We start from the raw sequence: 24,431 nt of genomic DNA, 5'->3' as shown, positions 1-24,431 counted from the left end.
CAGACTGCGCCCCAAATAGAAAGTTCTGAACGGGGTAAAAATATTTTTAAAAAGGCAAAAGCGGCCAAATTATCACAATCAGGGTGCCGGCGAGCGTCAGCAAAACGTTAGCAATGGCATAAGTTCCTGCATAGCCTAGTGCCGGAATGCTACTGCGGGCGGTATCACTGATGATCTCCATTGCCGGTGCACAGGTACGGGCACCCATGATGGCGCCAAACAACAGCGCACGGTTCATTTTCAGCACATAGGCACCAAACAGATAGCACACCACCACCGGTATTAAACTGACCAGCAAGCCGCTTAACAGCATCAGTGCGCCTGCGCTGCCGAGTCCATGTTGCAAGCCGCTGCCAGCACTCAGGCCGACACCCGCCATAAACACCATCAAGCCAAATTCTTTCACCATGGTGAGTGCACCCTGAGGGATATAACCAAAGGTAGGGTGGTTAGCACGCAGGAAGCCCAGCATGATCCCGGCGAACAGCAAACCCGCGGCGTTGCCGATGCCAAAGCTGAAGTTGCTGAACTGGAAGGTAATCATGCCGATCATCAATCCGATAATAAAGAACGCGCAGAATGCCAGCAGGTCGGTCATCTGACTGTGGATAGCGATAAAGCCGATGCGGTCTGCCAGACTTTTTACGCGTCGCGCTTCACCACTGACCTGCAACACATCGCCCTTATTGAGCATAATGCTGTCATCAATGGGCATCTCAATCTGGCTGCGGATTACGCGGTTGAGGAAGCAACCATGGTCAGTGAGTTTCAGGTGGCTGAGGCGCTTATTCACCGCATTGTGATTTTTCACCACGATCTCTTCGGTGACGATACGCATGTCGAGTAGATCGCGATCGAACACTTCTTTGCCGTTGCGGAAGCTGGGATCAAGGCGCGCGTGTGCGTCAGGATAGCCCACCAGGGAAATGTCATCGCCCAGTTGCAGCATTGCATCGCCATCGGGACTGGCGAGGATCCCATTGCGGCGCAGGCGCTCGATATAGCAGCCGGTCTGGCGGTGAATGCCCAGTTCGCGCAGATTTTTGCCGCCGCTCCATTCCACCAGCTCCGGCCCCACGCGGTAGGCGCGAATTACCGGCAGGAACACTTTGCGCTGGCTGTCGGCATCAAGGCCTCGTTCACGCGCGATCTGTTGCGCACAGGTCGGTAAATCCTGATGCTGCAGGCGCGGAAGATAGCGCGCACCAAAAATCAGGCTGACCAGACCAATCAGATAGGTCAGGGCGTAACCAAGACTCAGGTTGTCCTGCATCATGCTCAACTGATGGCTATCGCTGATGCTTTGTCGCAGTGTGTCACCCGCGCCAACCAGCACCGGCGTTGACGTCATGGAACCGGCCAACATGCCTGCTGTTAGCCCAATATCCCAACCGAACAGTTTACCCAGCCCTAAGGCTATCAGCAGTGCACTGACTACCATCACAATGGCGAGAAAGAAGTAATTTTTACCGTCGCGGAAAAAGATTGAGAAAAAGTTTGGCCCCGCTTCGACACCGACACAAAAAATAAACAACATAAAGCCGAGGCTTAATGCGTCGGTATTTATCGCAAAGTGTTGTTGGCCTAAAATCAAAGAAACAACGAGTACACCAATGGAATTACCCAGTTGGACAGAACCCAGGCGTAATTTACCCAGACACAGCCCAAGGGCTAAGACGACAAATAATAACAGAACGTCATTTCCGCTTAACAATTCTGCGACGTTAATGTTCACGGTTTAACTTCTTCTTTACCTGTAACGAGTTGATGAACGGGTCTTTTTTCGCTATCTTGTGGCAGCCGCAAGCATCCTTGCCGCCACGGAGAGGTAGACCGTAATTAAAAGCGGCGTCATTCTAATCATAATTAACTCCCTCAGCTATCAGCCATTTTCATTCCTTAGGGCCGTTGCTGTGTATTTTTATTTCCACTTTTGCGCATCAGGGCAGTAAACGTTTCAATATTGTTAACGTCAAAGTTGAGGATGGTTATGTTGCAGCGCAATAATCGCTGGCCAGCATCGGTTTTAGGCATGATGCTTTATACGCTGGTGTTTATTTTTGCACATCATTTTTGGGCCGCTGCGGCGGAACAAGCCGTGCGTGGACAACCTGAGTTATTGCTGTTTTTATTGCCAGGCATGCTAATGGCTGTGATGCAGCCAGACAGCCCGCTGATCGGGACGCTGTGGGTCGCGTTGGGCGGCTCATTACTGGGGTTAGCGTGGGTGTGGTTCACCGTGACGCAAATGCACAGTTGGCTGCTGGTGGTGGCGTGGAGTTTGAGTGCGTTGTTCTGGGCGGGGTGCGGCGCTTTGGTGGTGCGGCTACTGCGGATAATGCTGGCGATGCGGCCTGAGTAATATGATGGATTTGTGGCGAGAGGCGGCCTGAAAGCCGCCCCCTATAACGCGCCCGATCAATCAGGCTTCAACACCCAGATTTTCTTTGGTCCAGGCAGCAAATTCGGTGTAGCCACCGATATGCTGATCGTCGAGGAAAATCTGCGGTACGGTAGTAACCGGTTTGCCCGCACGCGCTTCCAGGTCGGCTTTAGTAATACCGGTGGTCTGAATATCGACGTACTGATAGTTAAAATCGTCGCGCTCACTGGTTAGCTTGGTGGCTAACTCTTTGGCACGTACGCAGTATGGGCAGCTTTCACGGCCAAAAATCACTGCAATCATTGCTTCTCTCCTTCCGCTGCTGTTTTGTGACCAGTTTCACATTACAGCGTGAATAATGGCATTCATCATGCCCGCCCATCCTGCTTAAGCAAAGAAGAAATTGCCTGTTAATCTAATGGCCGCAAACTATATCCGTCATACTTCACTCTCATGATGCGAAGTATGCGGATCTGGCATGCGACTGACAAATTGAGTCACTGAGGGATTCACCTATGCGTAATCTGGCGACTTTGCCCAAACCGATATTGCTGCTGGAAGTGCTGGGCGTTCTTTCGGTGATTGGCGCGCTGCTGTTGGTCAACGACTGGGTCAGCGCCCCAGCGTTTATGGCGAAAAACTCGTTGGCTACGCTATTGTTTTTCCTTGGCATTGCGCTGATGCTGCCCGCAGCATGGCTGATGATGTGGCGAACGGCGAAAGCCATGGCGCCGCAGTTGTTCAATCAAACCCACAAAAAGAAGTAACCGGAGAGGATTATGACGCCGACGATTGATTTACTATGCAGCCACCGTTCCATTCGCGCTTTTACTGAGCAAGGTATAGATGATGCCCAGCGCAGCGCGATCATTGCTGCAGCACAAGCGGCCTCTACCTCCAGTTTTTTACAGTGCTCTTCCATTATTCGCATCACGGATAAGGCCATGCGTGAACAGTTGGTGCAGCTGACCGGCGGACAGCCTTGGGTCAGTGCTGCGGCTGAATTCTGGGTATTCTGCGCCGACTTTAATCGCCATCAGCAAATTTGCCCCGATGCGCATCTCGGACGCGCCGAGCAGCTTCTGCTGGGCTGCGTCGATACCGCGCTGATGGCGCAAAATGCTATGGTGGCGGCCGAATCGTTGGGCCTGGGTGGTGTGTTTATTGGCGGCATCCGTAACAGCATTGCGCAAGTCACCGAATTGCTGGGGCTGCCTCAATTTGTGTTGCCCCTGTTTGGCTTCTGTATTGGCCATCCTGCGTCCGCGCCGGATGTGAAACCGCGTATGCCGCAAGCTATGCTGGTGCATGAAAATCGTTATCAGGTTGTCGATAAAAACCTACTGGCTGATTACGATAATCAAATTACGGCCTATTATCAGCAGCGCGACAGCAACCAGCGTTCCGAAACCTGGAGCGAACTGATTCAGCGCTTGATTATTAAAGAAACGCGGCCATTTATGCTGGATTATCTGCATCAGCAAGGCTGGGCAACACGCTAAGCACAAGGAACTCAGCAATGAAGATGGCCATTCTCACCCGCGATGGATCGTTGTATTCGTGTAAACGTCTGCGGGATGCTGCGGAAGAGCGTGGTCATCAGGTGCAGATGATCGATCCGCTCTCCTGCTATATGAACATCAACTCCGATTCATCCGCTGTGCATTATCGGGGTGAACCGCTGGGCCATTTTGACGCGGTCATCCCGCGTATCGGTACTGCCACCACCTTCTATGGCACGGCTGTGCTACGTCAGTTCGAAATGTTGGGCAGTTATCCCTTGAACGAGTCGGTGGCGATTACCCGCGCCCGCGATAAATTACGCTCGCTGCAGTTGCTGGCACGTGAAGGCATTGATATGCCGATCACCGGATTTGCTTCCTCACCTGACGATACGCAAGACCTCATCGCCATGGTGGGCGGAGCGCCGCTAGTGGTCAAGCTGGTGGAAGGGACGCAGGGTATTGGTGTGGTGCTGGCGGAAACGCGTCAGGCCGCCGAAAGCGTGATTGATGCCTTCCGTGGCCTGAACGCGCATATTCTGGTGCAGGAGTTTATCAAAGAAGCACAAGGGCGCGATATTCGTTGCCTGGTGATTGGCGATCGGGTAGTGGCCGCCATTGAACGTGAAGCTAAAGAAGGGGATTTCCGCTCTAATCTGCATCGCGGTGGCAAAGCGCATGCGGTGACCATCACCGATAAGGAGCGTGAGATTGCGGTGAAAGCCGCGTCAACGCTGGGTCTGGAGATCGCTGGTGTCGATATCTTACGTGCGCATCGCGGGCCGCTGGTCATGGAAGTTAATGCGTCGCCCGGTCTCGAAGGGATTGAGGGCAACACCGGTTTAGATATCGCCACCATGATGATTGAGTGGGTTGAACAACACGCTTGCCCCGGCTATCGTCTTAAAACGGGCGGCTGAGCCCGCTTTTACGCGGTTTTCGTGGCATCAGCATGACTTTTTCCGTAAGCTAAGGCGCTTATTTCTTCACCCCACAGGATACAACGATGGATTCACTGGTCGTTCCTGACATCGACATGCTGCGTCGCTGGCTGGATCAACAAAATATCACCTGGTTCGAATGCGATGCCTGCCAGGCACTGCATCTGCCGCACATGCAGAATTTTGACGGGGTGTTTGATGCAAAAATCGACCTGGTGGACGACGTCATCCTCTTTTCCGCGCTGGCTGAAGTGAAGCCCACGGCGCTGATCCCGTTAGTTGGCGATTTGTCACAAATCAACGCCAGTTCATTAACGGTGAAAGCCTTTATCGATATTCAGGACGATAATCTGCCCAAGCTGATTGTCTGCCAGTCCATCAGTACCACCGCCGGTTTGACCTTTGGCCAGTTCTCTCACTTTATGAAGCAGAGTGAAGAGGGGATTTCCATGGTGATTATGGAAGCCTTTGCCAACAATTTACTGATGATGGGCGAAGAAGAGGAACGTCAACCCAGTTCCGGCAGCCACGCGATGCTGCACTAAGATTCCCCGTCTCGCTAACTGCCGCTTTTTGCGGCAGTTTTCATTTTATCCCCACCACTTTTTATTCTGCATTTTGCCCTTTATTGCCAGATATTAGTCGTGCTTTATGCCGCTAGTGCCAAACCCCATAGCAGAAACATGCATAAGATATCGCAAAAAGGCGTTTTTTACGCTGGGCTCTGGCACGCATGGAGCTGTGGGGCTATTCTTGCGGGGCTGCCTGAGACGTGCAACCTCAGCACAAACATAGGTTTTTGCTATTAAACTCCCGCTGAATATTGATTCATTCTATGCGTCTAATTCGACAATAAACGCAACGTCAGGATCGCGTGTATGCAGCGTTGTGATGACCCGCTATGGAGGATGTAAAACATGATCAACCAACGTAAAAAATGGTTGCCAGGTGTGGTTGCAGGTGTGCTGATGGCTGCGGCCGTGGGTGCTCAGGCAGAGGATAAAACGCTGCACGTATATAACTGGTCCGATTATATTTCGGCCGATACCGTGCCTAATTTCGAAAAGCAGACCGGTATTAAAGTGGTCTACGACGTGTTTGACTCCAATGAAGTACTGGAAGGCAAGCTGATGGCGGGTTCAACCGGTTACGACGTTGTGGTGCCTTCTTCGAGCTTCCTCGCGCGTCAGTTGCAGTCAGGTGTCTTCCAGGAGCTGGATAAAAGCAAACTGCCTAACTACAAAAACCTCGATCCTGACCTGATGGCGAAAGTCGCGCAGCATGATCCAGGTAACAAATATGCGATTCCTTATCTGTGGGGCACCACCGGTATCGGCTACAACATCGATAAAGTGAAAGCCGCGCTGGGCACCGATGCACCTGTCAATAGCTGGGATCTGGTCCTGAAGCCAGAAAACCTGGAAAAACTGAAAAGCTGTGGCGTCTCCTTCCTGGATGCACCAGAAGAGATTTTCGCTACCGTGTTGAATTACCTCGGCAAAGATCCGAACAGCTCTGATGCCAAAGATTACACCGGTGCTGCCACCGATCTGCTGCTGAAACTGCGTCCGAACATCCGTTACTTCCACTCGTCTCAGTACATTAACGACCTGGCGAATGGCAACATCTGCGTGGCGATCGGCTGGTCTGGAGATATCCTGCAGGCAAAAGATCGTGCAGAAAAAGCCAACAACGGCGTGCACCTGGGGTACAGCGTGCCGAAAGAGGGTGCTTTAGCCTTCTTCGATATGATGGCGATTCCAAAAGATGCGAAGAACCTGGATGAAGCTTATCAGTGGCTGAACTACATCATGGATCCGAAAGTGATCGCTGATGTCTCCAACAAAATGAACTATGCCAACGGTAACAAGGCATCACTGCCGCTGATCAACGCCGATGTGCGTAATAACCCAGGCATCTTCCCAACGCCTGATGCCATGGCGAAGTTGTTTGTGCTGAAAGTCCAGGATCCAAAACTGGACCGTGCGCGTACCCGTGCATGGACTAAAGTAAAAAGTGGTAAGTAATTCGTTCTATACCCAAAATAATTCGAATTTCAGGAAGGCGGCAAGTGCATGAATCCTCAGGAGCTTACTGAAGTAAGTGACTGAGGTGAATGCACGTAGCCAACGCAGCTGAAATTTGAAGTATGAAGGGTATAAACGGATTCATTTACTTGTAGACGACAACAGAGGTGCGGTGATGGCCTCTGTTGTGCCATTTTAGCGGCTGGCTGTGCCGCGCTACACCGCTTAGCGCCGGAGAAATGTTAGTGAACGACGCGATTCCCCGCCCCCCAAATAAAACGGCTAAGGCGTTAACGCCGCTGCTGGAAATTCGCAACCTGACCAAATCTTTTGACGGCCAGCACGCCGTGGATGATGTCAGCCTGACCATTTATAAAGGTGAAATTTTTGCCCTGCTGGGTGCCTCCGGCTGTGGTAAATCCACCTTGCTGCGCATGCTGGCAGGCTTTGAGCCACCGACCAGTGGACAGATTGTGCTTGACGGCCAGGACATGTCCCACGTGCCGCCGTATCAACGCCCCATTAATATGATGTTCCAGTCGTATGCTTTGTTCCCGCATATGACCGTTGAGCAGAACATTGCCTTTGGTCTGAAGCAGGACAAATTGCCGAAAGGTGAAATCAGCAGCCGTGTTGAAGAGATGCTGACGTTGGTGCATATGCAGGAGTTTGCCAAGCGCAAGCCACACCAGCTCTCTGGCGGCCAACGCCAGCGCGTGGCACTGGCACGTAGCCTGGCGAAACGTCCTAAGCTGCTGCTGCTCGATGAGCCTATGGGCGCACTGGATAAGAAACTGCGTGACCGCATGCAGCACGAAGTGGTGGATATTCTGGAGCGAGTCGGTGCCACCTGTGTGATGGTGACGCACGATCAGGAAGAAGCCATGACCATGGCGGGCCGTATCGCCATCATGAACCGTGGTAAGTTCGTGCAGATTGGTGAACCTGAAGAGATTTACGAGCATCCAACCAGCCGCTACAGCGCCGAATTTATTGGTTCAGTCAATGTGTTTGATGGCCTGCTGCGTGAACGTGGTGAAGACGGTGTGGTCATTGACGCGCCAGGTTTGGTACATCCACTAAAAGTTCAGACCGATGTCTCTATCGTTGATAACGTGCCGGTACACGTAGCACTGCGTCCTGAGAAAGTGATGCTGTGTGAAGAGGTGCCTGCTGACGGCTGCAACTTCGCGGTGGGTGAAGTGGTGCATATCGCTTATCTCGGCGATCTCTCCATCTACCACGTTCGCCTGCGCAGCGGTCAGATGATCAGTGCACAGCTGCAGAATGCACATCGCTACCGCAAAGGTGCGCCGACATGGGGCGATGAAGTACGCCTGTGCTGGGATGCTGATAGCTGTGTGGTTCTGACGGTTTAAGGAGGCGTAATGAGCCAGATTTCTCAACGCCGCGAACCCGAAGTTGTCGGCACACCGTTACAACGCTGGGGCACGCGTATCAAAATGCTTCATGGCCGCAAGCTGGTGATCGCACTGCCATATCTGTGGCTGATCCTGCTGTTCCTGTTGCCGTTCTTGATTGTGCTGAAAATCAGTTTTGCTGATATTGCGCGTGCAATTCCGCCGTACACCGATTTGGTGACCTGGGCGGACGATCAGCTCAACCTGGTGCTGAACCTCGGCAACTACATCACGCTGACCGACGACCCGCTGTATGCCGAAGCCTATTTAACTTCGCTAAAGGTGGCGGCGATCTCCACGGTGATCTGTTTGCTGATTGGTTATCCGCTGGCGTGGGCGGTAGCACACAGTAAGCCCTCGATGCGCACCATTTTGCTGCTGCTGGTGATTCTGCCGTCATGGACCTCGTTCCTGGTGCGCGTCTATGCGTGGATGGGGCTGCTCAACAACAACGGTATTCTTAACCGCTTCCTGATGTGGTTGGGGGTGATCGATCATCCGCTGGTGATCCTTTACACCAACACGGCGGTGTATATCGGTATCGTTTACTGTTACTTGCCGTTTATGGTGCTGCCAATCTACACCGCGCTGACCCGCATTGATTACTCGCTGGTGGAAGCCTCGCTGGATCTTGGCGCGCGCCCGTTGAAGACCTTTTTCAGCGTGATTGTGCCACTGACCAAAGGCGGCATTATTGCCGGTTCGATGTTGGTGTTTATCCCGGCGGTGGGGGAGTACGTGATCCCAGAACTGCTCGGTGGGCCAGACAGCATCATGATTGGCCGCATCTTGTGGCAGGAGTTCTTCAACAACCGTGACTGGCCGGTGGCCTCTGCGCTGGCGGTGATCATTCTGTTGATACTGATCTTGCCGATTATCTGGTTCCACAAGCACCAAAACCGTGAGTTAGGAGAGAAGGAATGAATCAGTTACCGACCATTCGCTCTCCGTGGCGCACCGCGATTTTGGTGGTGTGCTTCCTGTTCCTCTATGCGCCAATGCTGCTACTGGTGGTGTATTCCTTTAACAGCTCGCAGTTGGTCACCGTGTGGGAAAGCTTCTCTTTCCACTGGTACAAAGTGCTGTTCCAGGACAGCGCGATGCTGGATGCGGTGGGCCTGAGTCTGACCATTGCCGCACTGTCTGCCACCATGGCGGTGGTGCTGGGTACCATGGCGGCGGTGATTATCGTGCGCTTTGGTCGCTTCCGTGGGCACAGTGGCTTTGCCTTTATGTTGACCGCACCGTTGGTGATGCCAGATGTGATCACCGGTTTGTCACTGCTGCTGCTGTTTGTGGCCATGGGCAACACCTTTGGCTGGCCGAGCGATCGCGGCATGCTCACCATCTGGCTGGCGCACGTGACCTTCTGTACCGCCTATGTGGCGGTGGTGATCAACTCGCGCCTGCGTGAGCTGGACCGCTCGATTGAAGAGGCGGCGATGGACCTGGGGGCAACACCGCTCAAAGTGTTCTTCGTGATTACGGTACCGATGATCGCCCCCGCGATTGTCACCGGTTGGCTGCTGGCCTTTACCCTGTCGCTTGACGATTTGGTTATCGCCAGCTTTGTTACGGGGCCGGGTGCGACGACGTTACCAATGGCGATTTTTGCCACTGTACGTCGTGGCGTCAACCCAGAGATCAATGCGCTGGCTTCGCTGATTTTGTTTGTCGTCGGTCTGGTTGGATTTATCGCCTGGCGCTTTATGGCACACGAAGAAAAGCAGCGTTTACGCGATATTCAGAAAGCCAGACGTGGCTGAAAGCCGTAACATTTGCCAAAATAAAAACAGGCTGGTTTACCCTTAAGACTTCACTTCCCCTCATGGGGCCTACTCTTGGTTTAGGTGCGTTGGCAACAGGTGTTCCCCCCCCGTCACTTACTGCTGTAAGTGACGGGGGATTCGCTCACTTCCCACCTTCCTAACTGGGGTAACTTACGGCCAGGCTGTTTTTTATGGTTACGGAGTTCAGGGATGTCGGAAACGCTAAAAACCCCCGTTTTAACGTCAGCGCCTGTGGCGGTCATGGTCGCGGGCATCGCGATCATTGCCACACGCTGTCTTAGCGTGCTGATGCTCGCCAACGAACTGGGGTACGACGAAATCGCTAATTTTGTCCATCGCAGTGCGCAAGCCTGGGACTCCACGCTGATTTTTATCGCCAGCCAGCTCATCTTTTTATTTGAACTGCGGTGCGCCTTTACCCTGATGCGCGGCAGTAATCGTGGTCGCTGGGGCTATGTCGCGACACAAGTCATTGTTCTGGCGTATATGTTGATGGCTTCCGTTGGCTGGATTTACCCGGAAATCTTCAGCATTTCCGGAGAGACCAATGCGCAGATCGTTCATCATACCTTGCTGCAGAAAGTGCCGGATGTGATGGTACTGCTGATGCTGTTTGTCCCGGCCAGCAGCCGCGCTTTTTTCCGTGGCCGGTGATACAATCTGCCCCCGATTTTTCTCCCGATTCTGAATACAGGCCTCTCCATGCATTGCGCGCTTTATGATGCCGGTCGCTGTCGCTCGTGCCAGTGGCTGGAAAAACCCTATTCGCAACAGCTCAGCGATAAACAGTCGCTACTGGAGCAGTTGCTGCAGCAGATGCCGGTGGCTGAGTATCTCCCGCCGGTAACGTCTGCGCAGCAGGGGTTTCGTAATAAAGCCAAAATGGTGGTGAGTGGTAGCGTTGAGCGCCCCATTCTGGGGATGGTGGCGCGCGAGGGCGAGCCGGTTGATCTCTGTGATTGTCCGCTCTATCCCGCCAGCTTCACGCCTGTGTTTGAAGTACTCAAGCCTTTTATCGCGCGTGCCGGTTTAACCCCTTATAACGTGGCGCGTAAACGCGGTGAGCTAAAGTTCCTGCTGCTGACAGAGAGCTCACAAGGCGGGATGATGCTGCGTTTTGTGCTTCGCTCGACCAGCAAGCTGGCGCAGCTGCGCGCAGCGCTGCCTTGGCTCCAGCAGCAGTTGCCGCAGCTGAAGGTGATCTCTGCCAACATCCAGCCGATACATATGGCAATTTTAGAGGGCGATGAAGAGATTGCGCTAACGCCCGAGCAGGCGCTGCCAGAGATGTTTAATCAGGTGCCGCTGTATATTCGTCCACAGAGCTTCTTCCAGACCAACCCGCAGGTTGCCGCGACTCTGTACGCCACCGCGCGTGCGTGGGTCGCTGAACTGCCTGTCAGCAGCATGTGGGATCTGTTTTGTGGCGTGGGCGGGTTCGGTTTGCACTGTGCGACATCGGAGATGCAGCTTACTGGAATCGAGATTAATGCCGAAGCCATCGCCTGCGCACGGCAATCCGCGCAGCAATTAGGGCTGGAGAATGTGAGCTTTGCGGCACTGGATTCCACGCAATTTGCCACCGCGCGCGTACAGGTCCCGCAATTGGTGCTGGTCAATCCACCGCGTCGTGGCATTGGTGCCGAATTGTGTGATTATCTCAGCCAGATGGCCCCGGACTACATTCTCTATTCAAGTTGTAACCCGAGCAGCATGGCGCAGGATATTGCACAGCTGGCTGACTATGACGTCACGCGCGTGCAGTTGTTTGATATGTTCCCGCACACTGCGCATTTTGAAGTGCTGACGTTACTGATTAAGAAGGGTGGAACAGCGTAGCGGCCGTCTGGACTGAGGACGTGCAGAACCTGCCAGATGGCATACTACGCCGTTCCATAATGCTTATTCCGGGAACCACTTCTGGTTAATCTGCTGCCAGGTGCCGTTGGTTTTTAATGCCTCAAGCGCGCTATTCAACTCTTTTAATAAGGGTTCATTCCCTTTACGTACGGCAATGCCCAGTCCGGTGCCAAAGTATTCGGTATCCGTGATGTGCTCACCGACGGTACTGAGGTCATCATTGGCTTTAAGCCACTGATTGACCACCGCGCTGTCGCCAAATACGCCATTCAGGCGACCATTTTTCAAATCCAGGATCGCATTCTGGTAGCTGTCATAGGCCACGGCGATCACTTCAGGATGTTTCTCCAGCAGATATTTCTGGTGCGTGGTGCCATTTTCCACGCCAACACGTTTGCCTTTCAGCTGGCTGAAATCGGTAAACTGGCCTTTATGGGCAATCACAATGGCGGAGTTGGCGTAATAGGGTTGGGAAAAATCGACCTGCTTGCTGCGCTCGGCAGTAATATCCATACCGGAAATCACCGCATCATAGCGACGGAATTTCAGTGAAGGGATCAGGCTATCAAAGGCGTTGTTAGTGAAGGTGCATTCCGCTTTCATCTGCTGGCACAGCGCTTTGGCCAGATCGATATCGAAGCCGACAATCTGGTTGTCGTGATCGAGTGATTCAAAAGGGGGGTAAGTCGCAGAAGCGGCGAAGCGGATTTTTTCTGCCGCATAAGCATTCATTGCCAGTGTTGCCAGTGCCGCGGCAACAATCCATTTTTTCATTATGTGACTCCTGTAAACCATGCCAGAGATTGAACGGTTAACACGATGCCAGTTAATGAATTTATATGCAATAAATATGATTAAAAAATTACATTGGATTGCATGGGTATTGTAGCGGCGTGATAAATCACGCCGCTACGGATCAGTTCCGCTGTTCAAATGCCAGCGCGCGCTTCTCAATCAACCGCATCATCAAGGTCAGCAGACCGTTGACCACCAGATAAATCAAGCCAGCGGCGGCGTAGACTGAGATGTCATAGGTGCGGCCATAAAGCAGCTGCCCGTGTCCCATTACTTCCATCAGCGTAATGGTGTATGCCAGAGAGGTACTCTTAAACACCAGTACCACTTCATTGGAATACGAGGATAGGGCGCGCTTGAAGGCATAAGGCAGCAAAATGCGCAGCGTATCCTTGCGATTCATGCCCAGTGCCGCACAAGATTGCCATTGGCCGGACGGAATCGCCTTTACCGCACCGTAAAACAGCTGCGTGGTATAGGCGGCACTGTTCAACGAAAGCGCCAGCAGCGCACACAGCCAGGGTTGCGAAAGCAGATGCCACAGCCATGGCACATTCTGAATGCTCGGGAATTGGCCGGGTCCGTAGTAAATCAGAAAGATCTGCACCAACAGCGGTGTACCGGTAAACACCGTGATATAGCCTTTCACCAAGGCATTCATTACCGGCACTTTTAATGCCAGCACAATGGTGCACAAGACTGACAGCACCAGCGCAGCGATTAACGATGCCACGGTGAGCGTCAGGCTAGTGTGCAGCCCTTTTAGCAATTCGGGTAAATAATCCAGCATGGTCAGGCCCCCCGCTCAAAACGCGTGGTGCGCGATTCAATACGGCGCAAGACCGCCTGACTGAACAGCGTAATGATCAGGTAGATGGCCGCCGCCGCCAGATACCAGGTGAAAGGCTCTTGGGTGCGCGTGGCAATACTTTTGGTTTGCAGCATGATGTCATTAACACTGATCAGTGACACCAGCGCGGTATCTTTCAGTAACACCAGCCACTGATTACCAAGGCCTGGCAGTGCGTGACGCCACATTTGCGGCATAATCAGGCGGAAGAAAATCGCCGACTTCTTCAGGCCCAACGCCTGACCTGATTCCCACTGTCCAACTGGAACGGCTTTTAACGCACCGCGCAGGGTTTGGGACGCGTAAGCGGAATAGAGCATCGCCAGCGCAATCACCCCGCACAGGAAGGGGCTGACATCAAAGTTTTCAATCTGCACCTGTACAGGAATGCTGAACAGGCCGAGATTGATGTGGAAGCCATCAGAGAGCGTCAATAAGAGCTGTGACGCGCCAAAATAGATAAACAGCACCACCAGAATTTCCGGCAAACCGCGAATCAGGGTCACCAACAGGGTGCCGATCCACGCCAGCGGTTTCCAGCGCACCATCTCCCAGCCAGCAAAGATCATCGCCAGCACAAGGCCGGCGATCAATGCACAAACAGCAAGGCCGACGGTCATGCCGGCGGCGCTTGCGAGTGGAATGAGTTCATTCATCAGGAATTACTGCTGGAACCATTTGTTGTAGATGGTTTTGTAGGTGCCGTCAGCTTTGATCTTTTCCAGAGCGGTGTTGAATTTGCCCTGCAGATCGGTATTGCCCTGACGCACCGCGATACCCAAACCGGTACCGAAGTAATCTTTATCCGTCACTTTTTCACCCAATGGTGCGAGGTTGTCATTCTGTTTCAGCCACTCGTTCACCACCGCGGTATCACCAAACACGGCATCGATACGACCGTTTTTCAGATCCAGCACCGCATTCTGGTAGCTGTCATAAGGCACAACGGTGATGTCGCTGTGTTTGTCAGACAGGTATTTCTGGTGCGTGGTGCCGTTTTGCACGCCAACGCGTTTGCCTTTCAGCGCGGCAACATCGGCCAGCTTGCCTTTCTGCGCGATAAAGATGGCGGAGTTATCATAGTAAGGCTTGGAGAACAGCACCTGCTTTTCACGCTCAGGGGTGATGTCCATACCCGCCATCACCGCGTCGAAACGACGGAATTTCAGGCTTGGGATCAGGCTGTCAAACGCCTGGTTGGTGAAAGTACAGGTTGCATCAATCTCTTTACACAGCGCATTGGCCAGATCGACATCGAAGCCCTGAATTTTGTTGTCGGAATCGACAAACTCAAACGGCGGATAAGAGGCTTCGGTGGCGAAACGCAGGGTCTGCGCAGCAGAAGCGCTGAGGCTCAGACCGGCAAGCAGTGCAGCAAGTACGACTTTTTTCATTAGATGCATCCTGACTTAGTGCGAAAGATAATGTGCAAACGCTTCGGTTTGCGGCTGTGAAAAGTGGCTGGCATCGCCTTGCTCAACAATATGACCATTCTCCATGTACACCACGCGGCTGGCCGTTTTACGCGCCACTTCCACTTCGTGGGTCACAATCACCTGCGTGATTTGGGTCTGCGCCAGTTCACGAATGATGCTGACGATCTGCGCGGTGATTTCGGGGTCGAGTGCGGCGGTAGGTTCATCAAACAGCAGCACCTGGGGTTCCATCATCAACGCACGGGCAATCGCCACGCGTTGCTGCTGGCCACCGGAAAGGTGCAGCGGGAAACGGTCAGCAAAAGGCGTCAGACGCAGGCGGTCCAGCAGTTTGTCAGCACGCGCACGCGCGGCGTCTTTGCTGAGACCCAGCACCCGGCACGGCGCTTCAATCAGATTTTGCACCACGGTGAGATGCGGCCACAGATTGTATTGCTGGAACACCATGCCGACGTTCTGGCGCAGTTCGCGGATCGCGCTATCAGACGGTGCTTTGCTGAAGTCAAAGTGATTACCGGCAATCTGCAGGCTACCGGAACGCGGCTGCTCCAGCAGATTAAGGACGCGCAGGAGCGAACTTTTACCCGCGCCACTTGGGCCGAGCAACACCAGCGTTTCTCCCTGCGGACAAGCCAGGTTGATATCGAACAGCGCCTGATGGGCACCGTAAAAACAGTTAATGGCGTTTAGTTGAATACTCATGCGCAAAAATTGAATAGTAATTAGTGCCGCGAATCTTAACGTCACCAGAATAGTTATGCAATTGTGGTGGGTTAAAATTTATTAAACAGCAGTGAAGTCCTCAAAGCGTAGCACAAAATATCGGCGCTCAAAGTCTGGTGGCGGAATTGATTGCGCCTCTTTCAGCTCAGGGTTGCCTGAAAGAAGCGCGATAAATCGCTTCGCTACGGTTGTGTCGGGGATGGGTGCCTCAAGGCCGCACCCTTCAAAACCTCGCCGTATAAGACTGTAGCGACACGGTCAGGCTATTTTTTCTCTTCCAGCAGTTGGCTGAGCGAGCCACCACCTGCATGCGGCCAGTCGCCCACATAGCGGATATCATCCACTGCCCAGCAGGTGCCTTCCTGAATCATCAGCACTTCATCATTCCAGCTTTTGCCATCGCGGCTTAATGCGACGCGCAGCGGGATGTTGCGGGCATCGCGGTTCGGAATGGTTGAGGCGCTGGCGACATCCGCTGACGTCGGCCCCTGCGACAGGCTGGAGAACAGGTCACCCTGACTCCATGACGCAGGCTTGTTACTTTGCGTGCTGGCGCTCAACAGTTTCTGATACAGGCGATCGCTCAGGTAGGGGCGATATTTTGCCAGGGTTGCGCTGTTCGGCAGGCCCTGAGTGGGTTGGCTAATACGTAAATCGTAAAACTGCTGCGCAACGCTATCCGGACCACCGTCGATACAGCTGGCGGTACGCGGTCCATTATCCTTGGTCACCGGTTCGACGGTGGTACAAGCACTGAGCAGTAACGCAGCGGGAACAAGCAGCGCAAAGGCATTGTTTCTCATCTCGATTTCCTTATAGTTCACTGGCAAAGCGCCATTTTTATCATAGAGTATAGTTTCGCTTTTACGCCGTACGAGCTGTTCCCGTCATACTTCAGGATGCAGATACGTTGGCTAAACGCATTCGCCCGAATCACTCAAACAAGGAGACCGCGATGAAATTTTCCACCACGCCCACGCTGGAAGGGCACAGCATCAGCGAATATTGCGGTGTCGTCACCGGTGAAGCGATTCTGGGGGCCAACATCTTCCGCGACTTCTTTGCCGGCATTCGTGACATCGTCGGCGGCCGTTCTGGTGCCTATGAGAAAGAGCTGCGAAAAGCGCGCCAGATTGCGTTTGAAGAACTCGAAGAGCAGGCCAAAGCGCTGGGTGCGAACGCGGTAGTAGGTATTGATATTGATTACGAAACGGTGGGCAAAGACAGCAGCATGCTGATGGTCAGCGTGACCGGCACTGCCGTGATCATTCGCTGATGCGATTGATTGCTCTGCTGGCAGCGGCGTTGCTGCTCAGTGCCTGCCAGTCCTCGATTGAGCCGCGTCACGGTTACTGGGTGGATACCGCCCATCCGGCGCAGGGTGCGCGCCCGAGAGTGAAAGTGGTGGTGATCCACTACACCGCTGAAGACTTCCCCTCTTCACTGGCCACACTCACCGATCGTGAGGTCAGCGCCCATTATTTGATCCCACAGCAGCCAGAACAGAAACGCGGGCAGGGTGTGATATGGCAACTGGTGCCGGAAAGTGAACTGGCGTGGCACGCCGGGCCGAGTTTCTGGCGAGGTGCCACTCGTATCAATGACACGTCGATTGGCATTGAGATTGTGAATCGTGGCTACACGCGAACCTTAACGGGCGTGGAGTGGCAGCCCTTCACGCCGGCACAAATCAGCGTGCTGGTGGCACTGGTGAAAGACATCACCCAGCGCTATGCCATCACGCCCGAGAATCTGGTGGGTCACAGTGATATCGCGCCGCAGCGTAAACAGGACCCCGGCCCGCTCTTTCCCTGGCAGCAACTGGCCGCGCAGGGTTTAGGGGCGTGGCCCGATCAGGCCACAGTGCAGCTTTATTTACACGGTCAGGCGGTCGATGCACCCGTTGATCAGTCAGAACTGCTGGATGCGTTGCAGCGCTACGGCTATGACGTGGCATCGGCCACGACACCACAGATGCAGCGCAAGCTGATTGCGGCGTTTCAGATGCATTTCCGCTCGCGGGATTATCGTGGGATAGCGGATGCAGAAACGCTGGCGATTGCCCGTGCGCTGCTGGCGAAATACGGTGCGGCGCAGTAACGCGCCGCCACAGTTACTGCTGTTGGAACGCTTGCCAGTGCGCAACCAGGCGTTGCAAATCCTGACGGGTGACATCGATGTGCGTCACGATACGTGTCACCGGGCCTACGCTGATCAACACATCGCCTGAATGCATCCAGCTTTTCAGTGCTTCAACCTGCTCCGAGGGCACCTTCACAAACAGCATGTTGGTGTGTTGATTCATCACCTCCACACCAATGGCGCTGAGTTGTTCTCCGAGCCACGCCGCATTATCGTGATCCTCTTTCAGGCGTGACACGTTGTGTTTGAGGGCATATAAGCCAGCCGCCGCAAGAATCCCTGACTGGCGCATGCCGCCGCCGGTCATTTTACGCCAGCGACGCGCCTGTTCAATGTAGGCTTCGTCACCACACAGCAGCGAGCCGACCGGCGTGCCCAGCCCTTTTGACAGGCAAATGGTCAGGGTGTCGCAGTAACGTGCGATATCTTTCAGCTCAAGGTTTTGTGCCACAACCGCATTAAAAATGCGCGCGCCATCAATGTGCAGCGCCAGTTTACGCTCACGGGTTAATTCCCATGCCTGTTCCAGATAGCGCTGTGACAGCACTTTGCCGTGATGGGTGTTTTCCAGGCTCAACAGGCGTGTGCGGGCGAAATGGATATCATCCGGTTTGATGGCGGCGATAATATCAGCCAGCGGCAGCGAACCATCTTCGGCGTGGGAAATCGGTTGGGGTTGAATACTGCCAAGCACTGCAGCACCGCCCGCTTCGTATTTGTAGTTATGTGCCTGCTGACCCACGATATACTCGTCGCCGCGCTGACAGTGACACAGCAACGCCACCAGATTGGCTTGGGTGCCGGTAGGGAAGAACAAAGCAGCCGCTTTGCCACTCAAACGCGCGGCTTCTGCTTCCAAGGCATTCACGGTGGGATCATCGCGATAGACATCATCGCCAGTTTCGGCGGCCATCATTGCATCCAACATGGCGGCACTCGGGCGGGTTACGGTATCACTGCGTAAATCGATCACATCGCTCTCCTGGGTAAACAGCGTTGTCGGGGCAGCCTTGAGGCTGCCCGTCTGGCGCACATTGCGCTCAGCTTGTAGAAACGGTTTTACCTCAGCCAGTTAGTTTTCGCCAGTTCTACAATCTCATCACCGCGACCATTAAGAATCGCACGCAGCATGTACAAACTGAATCCTTTGGCCTGTTCGGCTTTGATCTGCGGCGGCATCGACAACTCTTCTTTGGCAGTAATCACATCGACCAGCACCGGTCCGTCATGCGCAAAAGCCTGTTCCAGAGCGCCATTAAGGTCTGAGGCTTTCTCGACGCGAATGCCTTTGATGCCACAGGCGGCAGCGATAGCGGCGAAATCAGGGTTTTCCAGATCCGTACCATCAGTGAGATAGCCGCCCGCTTTCATCTCCATCGCCACAAAGCCCAGCACGCTGTTATTGAAGATCACCAGCTTCACCGGCAACTTGAGTTGCGCCACGGAGATGAAATCGCCCATCAGCATGCTGAAACCGCCATCACCACAAAGCGCCACCACCTGACGCTGTTTGTCAATGGCCTGCGCGCCCAATGCCTGCGGCATCGCGTTGGCCATCGAACCATGATTGAACGACCCTAACAGACGACGTTTGCCGTTCATCTTTAAATAGCGTGCTGCCCAGACGGTAGGGGTGCCGACGTCACAGGTGAAAATGGCATCGTCAGCGGCGTACTGGCTGATTTGCTGTGCCAGATATTGTGGGTGAATGGCTTGTTTATCATTGGCGGTGGCCAGATCGTCCAGCCCTTTACGGGCATCAACATAGTGCTCCAACGCGCTGTCGAGATGTTGACGATCGCTTTTACGGCTGAGCTGAGGTTGCAGCGCCTGTAACGTGGCTTTAATGTCACCGACCAGCGCCATATCAACATGGCTATGCGCGCCGAGGCTGGCCGGATTGATATCGATCTGGATAATCCTGGCTTCCGCGGGATAGAACGGACGGTAGGGGAATTGGGTACCGAGCAGCACCAGCGTATCGGCGTTCATCATGGCGTGATAGCCGGAAGAGAAGCCAATCAGACCCGTCATGCCGACATCGTAAGGATTATCGTACTCGATGTGCTCTTTACCGCGCATCGCGTGCACCACTGGCGCTTTCAGGGTCTCTGCCAGCTTCACCACTTCAGCATGAGCCCCGGCACAACCGCTGCCGCACATCAAGGTAATATTTTGCGCGCCGTTCAGGGTTTCGGCCATGCGGGCAATTTCGCTGGCTGAGGGGACAACGTGTGGCAGTTGTGGTGGATACCACTCACTGCGTGCGCCTTCTGGCGCGGGTTTTAACGCCACATCGCCGGGCAGTACAATCACCGACACACCGCGATTGAGGATCGCTTTGCGCATTGCAATCCCCAGCACCTGCGGTAACTGCTCCGGGTTGGAAACCAGCTCGCAATAGTGGCTGCATTCACGGAACAGCTCCTGCGGGTGCGTTTCCTGAAAGTAGCCGCTGCCAATTTCACTGGAAGGGATGTGTGCGGCAATCGCCAGCACCGGAACGTGATTGCGGTGGCAATCGAACAAGCCGTTAATCAGATGCAGGTTACCGGGGCCACAGGAGCCAGCGCACACTGCCAGTTCACCGCTGATTTGGGCTTCGGCTCCGGCCGCAAAGGCGGCGACCTCTTCATGGCGCGTGGGCATCCATTCGATGGTGCCCATCCGATTCAGGCTGTCGCTCAACCCGTTGAGAGAGTCACCTGTGACGCCCCAGATACGCTTTACGCCCGCGCTCTCCAGGGTTTTGGCCAGCAGTGCTGCCACAGTTTGTTTCATCGTTCGCTCCTATCTGGTGTTTGCCATCCATCCCGATGGCGGAAACGTGTCAGTCAGAAGCGTAGACGATGGAACTCACGCGTAGCCGTGAAAAAATGCGTTGTCGGCGGCTAAGCGGAAAACAGTGCGATAAGGATCGGAGCCAGTAAACTCATAATAAAGCCATGTACTATTGCGGCTGGCACAATCTCCATACCGCCCGTGCGTTGCAGGATCGGCAAGGTGAAATCCATTGACGTGGCGCCACTTAACCCCAGCGTCATACTGCGTTGGCGACCGATCAGCACTGGAATCAACATAATGGTGATCAGCTCGCGCAACAGGTCGTTAAAGAAGGCCGCACTACCGATCACCGGGCCAAAAGATTCGGTCATTAGAATGCCGGAAAGGGAATACCAGCCAAAACCGCTGGCTAAGGCCATACCCGTTTTTATCGGCAGGTCGAGCCACAACGCCGCTAACATACCGCCGATGAGCGCACTGCCAAGAGACACCGCGGCAACCAGCATGCCACGACGATTCAGGGTGATTTGGCGTAGCGTCATGCCGCTGCTGCGAAGCTGGATACCCACCAGAAACAGCATCAGCATCAACGCATATTCGCTTACGGTTGAGGCATGGCGTAGCGCGGGCCATTGGGTGAGACCGAGTAAAAAACCCGCCAACACTGAACCACAGAGCTTGAGCGACTCCAGCGCCATATGCAGGCGTGAGGGCAGGGCTTGCTGCTTATGCGGGTGGTGCCAGGGAACGCGCTTCTCCAGCAGCCAGAATGCCAACAGAGAGCAGGCCAGAATGCACAGCATGCTGATAAGGGCGATATGAAAGATCGCCAACAAATTGCTACTGAGATTATCAAGAAACGCCAGACTGGTGCCCATAAAGAACAGAATGATATACACCAGTGCGCTGAGCATGCGGGCAACGCCGCGCAGCAGGGGAGCGTGCTGGATGTGCAGCAGGTAACCGAAAACCAGCGGCAGCAGAATAATGATTAAGCCGTACATATTACGCGTCCATCCTTGGGAAAGGGCCGCAACGCTAGCGGAAAATATTTGAAGTGTAAACCTTTTCCCGATTCGATAACTTGACCAACCTAACGCCGCGGACCATGCTCAGGCAAACAGCGAAGGGAGGAAAAGATGATTCTGGAACACATCGACATTGTGGGTTTTCGTGGCATTAATCGGCTGTCGTTGCCGCTGACTGACACCAATCTGCTGATAGGCGAGAATGCATGGGGTAAATCGAGCCTACTGGATGCCTTGACCTTGCTGTTAGCACCTGCTGCTGAGCCTTATCAATTTTCCGAGCACGATTTTCATTTCCCTCCCGGTGACCTCGACGCGCGCCTGCGCCAGCTAAGATTAGTGTTCCGTTTTCGCGCCCAGGATGACGATGAAAATGCGGTGTTTCAGCCTTTCTGGCAGCACGATGACATGGGGCGCTACATCAGCTTCAGCACCCGTGCGCGGCGTAACGAACACGGGGTGAAAACCACCTGGCGCTTTATTGATCAGCATGGTGATGTGTTACCGATGGAGGGCACGGAGACTGCGCTGGCCCATTTACGTGCTTTTTACCCCGTATTACGCCTGCGCGATGCGCGTTTTGGTCGGCGTGGGCGACAGAGTGAAACGGATGCGGATCGGCGGGCATCGACCATGAGCGAGCTGGTGCAGGAAGTCGATAAGTTAACGCGTGATTTAGTGGTGCGTCCGCAAACGCTGAGCGATGATTTACTGCGTCAGGGATTGCACACCATGCAGCAACTGCTGGAGCACTATTTTCTCGTGCAGCAACCCGGCAGCAGTGCTGCGCGTGTGGCCCCCGAAATGCGCGACGGCAGCCAGGGTTGGCGTTCGCTGGATAAGCTGAATCATCTGATTGCCAGCACTGAGTCACGTAGCCGTCAGGTGATCCTGTTACGGATGTTTTCGCTGTTAATTCAGGCGCACGGTAACGAAGCGTTACCGCCGGGTGCGCATCCGCTGCTGTTGGTCGAAGACCCGGAAACGCGTTTGCACCCCATTATGCTATCGGTGGCGTGGAATCTGTTGGATCTGATGCCTTTGCAGAAAATCACCACCACCAATTCGGGTGAACTGCTCTCGCAAGTGCCGGTGGAAAACATCTGCCGGTTGGTGCGTGAACCCACGCGGGTCGCAGCCTGGCGGGTGGGGCCTGAAGGGCTGAGTGCCGAGGAGAGTCGGCGCATTGGCTTTCACATTCGCGTTAATCGCCCATCAGCCCTGTTTGCGCGATGTTGGTTGTTGGTGGAAGGCGAGACGGAAGTGTGGATTATCAATGAGCTGGCGCGGCAGCGTGGCTATCACTTTGCTGCTGAAGGGGTCAAAGTGATTGAGTTTGCCCAGGCCGGTCTTAAGCCGTTATTGAAATTTGCCCGCCGCATGGGCATCGCCTGGCATGTGCTGACGGACGGTGATGAAGCGGGCAACAAATATGCTGCCAGTGCGCGCGGCCAACTGCAGGAGCATGAGCAAGAGGCCGATCATCTGACCCAGTTCCCCGCACCCGACATTGAACATTTTCTCTATAAGCATGGGTTTAGTGATGTTTACCACCAGACGGCGCACCTGCCGTTAAACGTGCCGATGAATGCACGGCGTATTATTACCAAAGCGATTCAGCATAGCTCGAAGCCTGAACTGGCGATTGCTGTGGCGCTGTCTGCGGCGGAACGTGGGCCAGAGGCGATTCCGCCGTTACTCGACCAGTTATTTGCGCGCGTGATGTGGTTAGCAAGAGGTCGGGCGGACTAAGATGCGGGAAAATTCGTAAAAGAAAAATGCCAGCGTATGCGGCTGGCATTTTTTTTCGGGAGTGGTCAGAATGAATGAAGAGACACGCGCGTCAGGCGACTTGCGTGACTTCACAGGGCACAATCAGACTGGCGTGATTGCCTTTTGGCCCTTCATGGACATCGAACTGAACCTGCTGGCCGGCCTTCAGCGTTCTGTATCCCTCCATCTGAATCGTGGAGTAGTGCGCGAAGATATCGTCGCCGCCGCCAATCGGACAGATAAAGCCGAAGCCTTTGGCGTTGTTGAACCATTTAACAGTACCCGTCTCCATGCTTTTACTTCCCTCGCAAGACATTTTGATAAGTAGGTGAGGTCATTGAAGCTGTGAGTCGAGTTTGTTTAAAACTCAATCAGCTTGTGTAAGTAGAATGTAGAGAAACGGACCTTATCGTCAAGCAAACGGCCCTGGCGCATGGGGAGAAATTCATCAAAATTTGAGGCAGTTAACGCTATTGCAAATTTTGTGATACAGGTCGCGCATGGGCTTTTAGTGCCGTTTTTTAATCGAGGAATGGTGGCTTGACAGACATGTTAAACTTAAGAATGGGCACAGCAATGTGCACAATCGTAACGCAGAATTTCGACGGAACATTATGGCAAACACAAACGACTGGCTTAATTTTGAACATCTGGCCGAAGATAAAGTACGCGAAGGGTTAAAGCCGCCTTCAATGTATAAAGTCATTCTGAATAATGACGATTATACACCTATGGAATTTGTTATTGACGTGGTGCAAAAGTTCTTTTCTTATGATGTTGAACGTGCAACGCAGCTGATGTTGAAAGTTCACTACCATGGAAAGGCGATCTGTGGTGTATTCACTGCAGAAGTGGCGGAAACAAAAGTCGCCCAGGTGAACAACTACGCACGAGAGAATGAACATCCGTTGCTGTGTACGCTAGAAAAAGCCTGAGCCCGTCTCCATATAGGGGATAGGTCGTCAGAGCGATAATT

27 protein-coding genes are annotated in these 24,431 nt (G+C 53.8%); 15 read left to right on the top strand and 12 right to left on the bottom strand.

From position 1 onward, the window contains the following. Positions 1-46 precede the first annotated feature (46 nt). The gene (locus tag LK04_RS12305; RefSeq protein WP_039336374.1) at positions 47-1,735 is read right to left on the bottom strand and encodes an aspartate:alanine antiporter; all 1,689 of its coding nucleotides are present in this window, start codon (positions 1,733-1,735) and stop codon (positions 47-49) included. Positions 1,736-1,990: 255 nt separating this feature from the next. Here LK04_RS12305 and ybjM point away from each other — a divergent pair, with 255 nt between their 5' ends. Then, entirely contained in the window at positions 1,991-2,362 is a 372-nt protein-coding gene (ybjM, locus tag LK04_RS12300; RefSeq protein WP_039336373.1) for an inner membrane protein YbjM, read from the top strand. 60 nt (positions 2,363-2,422) lie between these two features. On the opposite strand, the gene LK04_RS12295 is transcribed toward ybjM, so the two are convergent. Further along, entirely contained in the window at positions 2,423-2,686 is a 264-nt protein-coding gene (locus tag LK04_RS12295; RefSeq protein ID WP_039336371.1) for a GrxA family glutaredoxin, read from the bottom strand. 212 nt (positions 2,687-2,898) lie between these two features. Here LK04_RS12295 and LK04_RS12290 point away from each other — a divergent pair, with 212 nt between their 5' ends. The 10 genes from LK04_RS12290 (at position 2,899) to rlmC (ending at position 11,903) form a co-directional block, all read left to right on the top strand. Further along, positions 2,899-3,150 (top strand): DUF1418 family protein, encoded by a 252-nt coding sequence (locus tag LK04_RS12290; protein ID WP_039336368.1) that lies wholly within the window; start codon positions 2,899-2,901, stop codon positions 3,148-3,150. A gap of 12 nt (positions 3,151-3,162) precedes the next feature. Continuing rightward, positions 3,163-3,885: an oxygen-insensitive NADPH nitroreductase gene (nfsA, locus tag LK04_RS12285; protein WP_039336366.1), complete on the top strand. Its 723-nt coding sequence runs from the start codon at positions 3,163-3,165 to the stop codon at positions 3,883-3,885. A gap of 17 nt (positions 3,886-3,902) precedes the next feature. Beyond that, positions 3,903-4,805 (top strand): 30S ribosomal protein S6--L-glutamate ligase, encoded by a 903-nt coding sequence (gene rimK, locus LK04_RS12280; RefSeq protein ID WP_039336363.1) that lies wholly within the window; start codon positions 3,903-3,905, stop codon positions 4,803-4,805. 86 nt (positions 4,806-4,891) lie between these two features. Then, entirely contained in the window at positions 4,892-5,371 is a 480-nt protein-coding gene (locus LK04_RS12275; RefSeq protein WP_039336361.1) for a YbjN domain-containing protein, read from the top strand. Between the two features lie 372 nt (positions 5,372-5,743). Then, positions 5,744-6,853: a spermidine/putrescine ABC transporter substrate-binding protein PotF gene (gene potF, locus LK04_RS12270; RefSeq protein WP_039336359.1), complete on the top strand. Its 1,110-nt coding sequence runs from the start codon at positions 5,744-5,746 to the stop codon at positions 6,851-6,853. Positions 6,854-7,098: 245 nt separating this feature from the next. After that, positions 7,099-8,232: a putrescine ABC transporter ATP-binding subunit PotG gene (gene potG / locus LK04_RS12265; RefSeq protein WP_156138063.1), complete on the top strand. Its 1,134-nt coding sequence runs from the start codon at positions 7,099-7,101 to the stop codon at positions 8,230-8,232. Positions 8,233-8,241: 9 nt separating this feature from the next. Further along, positions 8,242-9,198 carry a putrescine ABC transporter permease PotH gene (potH, locus tag LK04_RS12260; protein ID WP_039332209.1) on the top strand — a complete coding sequence of 319 codons (957 nt, stop codon included), beginning with the start codon at positions 8,242-8,244 and terminating at the stop codon, positions 9,196-9,198. Continuing rightward, positions 9,195-10,040, top strand: coding sequence for a putrescine ABC transporter permease PotI (gene potI, locus LK04_RS12255; protein ID WP_039332211.1), 846 nt, complete (start codon positions 9,195-9,197; stop codon positions 10,038-10,040). The genes potH and potI overlap by 4 nt, the downstream gene beginning before the upstream one ends. A 213-nt stretch (positions 10,041-10,253) precedes the next feature. After that, a complete protein-coding gene (locus LK04_RS12250; RefSeq protein ID WP_039332213.1) occupies positions 10,254-10,718 on the top strand; it encodes a YbjO family protein in 465 nt (154 codons plus the stop codon). 48 nt (positions 10,719-10,766) lie between these two features. Beyond that, positions 10,767-11,903, top strand: coding sequence for a 23S rRNA (uracil(747)-C(5))-methyltransferase RlmC (gene rlmC / locus LK04_RS12245; protein ID WP_039332215.1), 1,137 nt, complete (start codon positions 10,767-10,769; stop codon positions 11,901-11,903). A gap of 63 nt (positions 11,904-11,966) precedes the next feature. Here rlmC and artJ (LK04_RS12240) read toward each other — a convergent pair whose 3' ends face one another. The 6 genes from artJ (LK04_RS12240) to LK04_RS12215 form a co-directional block, all read right to left on the bottom strand. Further along, positions 11,967-12,698 carry an arginine ABC transporter substrate-binding protein gene (artJ, locus tag LK04_RS12240; RefSeq protein WP_039332217.1) on the bottom strand — a complete coding sequence of 244 codons (732 nt, stop codon included), beginning with the start codon at positions 12,696-12,698 and terminating at the stop codon, positions 11,967-11,969. A gap of 142 nt (positions 12,699-12,840) precedes the next feature. Then, complete coding sequence (gene artM / locus LK04_RS12235; protein WP_039332219.1) at positions 12,841-13,509, bottom strand: arginine ABC transporter permease ArtM; 669 nt, start codon at positions 13,507-13,509, stop codon at positions 12,841-12,843. Positions 13,510-13,511: 2 nt separating this feature from the next. Next, positions 13,512-14,225 (bottom strand): arginine ABC transporter permease ArtQ, encoded by a 714-nt coding sequence (gene artQ / locus LK04_RS12230; protein WP_039332221.1) that lies wholly within the window; start codon positions 14,223-14,225, stop codon positions 13,512-13,514. Positions 14,226-14,231: 6 nt separating this feature from the next. Beyond that, complete coding sequence (artJ, locus tag LK04_RS12225) at positions 14,232-14,963, bottom strand: arginine ABC transporter substrate-binding protein (RefSeq protein ID WP_039332223.1); 732 nt, start codon at positions 14,961-14,963, stop codon at positions 14,232-14,234. A 15-nt stretch (positions 14,964-14,978) separates the two neighbouring features. Next, positions 14,979-15,707, bottom strand: coding sequence for an arginine ABC transporter ATP-binding protein ArtP (gene artP, locus LK04_RS12220; protein WP_052206066.1), 729 nt, complete (start codon positions 15,705-15,707; stop codon positions 14,979-14,981). Between the two features lie 284 nt (positions 15,708-15,991). Further along, on the bottom strand, positions 15,992-16,531 hold the full coding sequence (locus LK04_RS12215; protein WP_039332227.1) for a lipoprotein: 540 nt from the start codon (positions 16,529-16,531) through the stop codon (positions 15,992-15,994). A gap of 152 nt (positions 16,532-16,683) precedes the next feature. On the opposite strand from LK04_RS12215, the gene LK04_RS12210 reads away from it, so the two are divergent. Both LK04_RS12210 and LK04_RS12205 read left to right on the top strand, forming a co-directional pair. Then, a complete protein-coding gene (locus tag LK04_RS12210; RefSeq protein ID WP_038647859.1) occupies positions 16,684-17,004 on the top strand; it encodes a heavy metal-binding domain-containing protein in 321 nt (106 codons plus the stop codon). Continuing rightward, the gene (locus LK04_RS12205; protein WP_039332230.1) at positions 17,004-17,828 is read left to right on the top strand and encodes an N-acetylmuramoyl-L-alanine amidase; all 825 of its coding nucleotides are present in this window, start codon (positions 17,004-17,006) and stop codon (positions 17,826-17,828) included. Before LK04_RS12210 ends, LK04_RS12205 begins: the two co-directional genes overlap by 1 nt. Before the next feature lie 13 nt (positions 17,829-17,841). Here the strand turns inward: LK04_RS12205 and ltaE are convergent, their stop codons facing one another. The 3 genes from ltaE to LK04_RS12190 form a co-directional block, all read right to left on the bottom strand. Continuing rightward, a complete protein-coding gene (gene ltaE / locus LK04_RS12200; RefSeq protein WP_039332232.1) occupies positions 17,842-18,843 on the bottom strand; it encodes a low-specificity L-threonine aldolase in 1,002 nt (333 codons plus the stop codon). 86 nt (positions 18,844-18,929) lie between these two features. Continuing rightward, a complete protein-coding gene (gene poxB, locus LK04_RS12195) occupies positions 18,930-20,651 on the bottom strand; it encodes a ubiquinone-dependent pyruvate dehydrogenase (RefSeq protein WP_059109805.1) in 1,722 nt (573 codons plus the stop codon). 110 nt (positions 20,652-20,761) lie between these two features. After that, a complete protein-coding gene (locus LK04_RS12190; protein ID WP_059109804.1) occupies positions 20,762-21,658 on the bottom strand; it encodes a lysine exporter LysO family protein in 897 nt (298 codons plus the stop codon). Between the two features lie 135 nt (positions 21,659-21,793). Between LK04_RS12190 and LK04_RS12185 the strand changes: the two genes are divergently transcribed. Next, positions 21,794-23,434: an ATP-dependent nuclease gene (locus LK04_RS12185; RefSeq protein WP_039332378.1), complete on the top strand. Its 1,641-nt coding sequence runs from the start codon at positions 21,794-21,796 to the stop codon at positions 23,432-23,434. A gap of 91 nt (positions 23,435-23,525) precedes the next feature. Here the strand turns inward: LK04_RS12185 and cspD are convergent, their stop codons facing one another. Continuing rightward, positions 23,526-23,747, bottom strand: a complete 222-nt coding sequence (cspD, locus tag LK04_RS12180) for a cold shock-like protein CspD (RefSeq protein ID WP_038647847.1) — start codon at positions 23,745-23,747, stop codon at positions 23,526-23,528. Between the two features lie 322 nt (positions 23,748-24,069). Here cspD and clpS point away from each other — a divergent pair, with 322 nt between their 5' ends. Then, on the top strand, positions 24,070-24,390 hold the full coding sequence (gene clpS, locus LK04_RS12175; RefSeq protein ID WP_039332380.1) for an ATP-dependent Clp protease adapter ClpS: 321 nt from the start codon (positions 24,070-24,072) through the stop codon (positions 24,388-24,390). The last annotated feature ends 41 nt before the right edge of the window (positions 24,391-24,431 follow it).

Source organism: Pantoea vagans, assembly GCF_001506165.1.
Classification (GTDB): Bacteria; Pseudomonadota; Gammaproteobacteria; order Enterobacterales; family Enterobacteriaceae; genus Pantoea; species Pantoea vagans_C.
The sequence above is the reverse complement of the archived record's forward strand: the minus strand, read 5'-3'. Positions and strand labels throughout refer to the sequence as shown.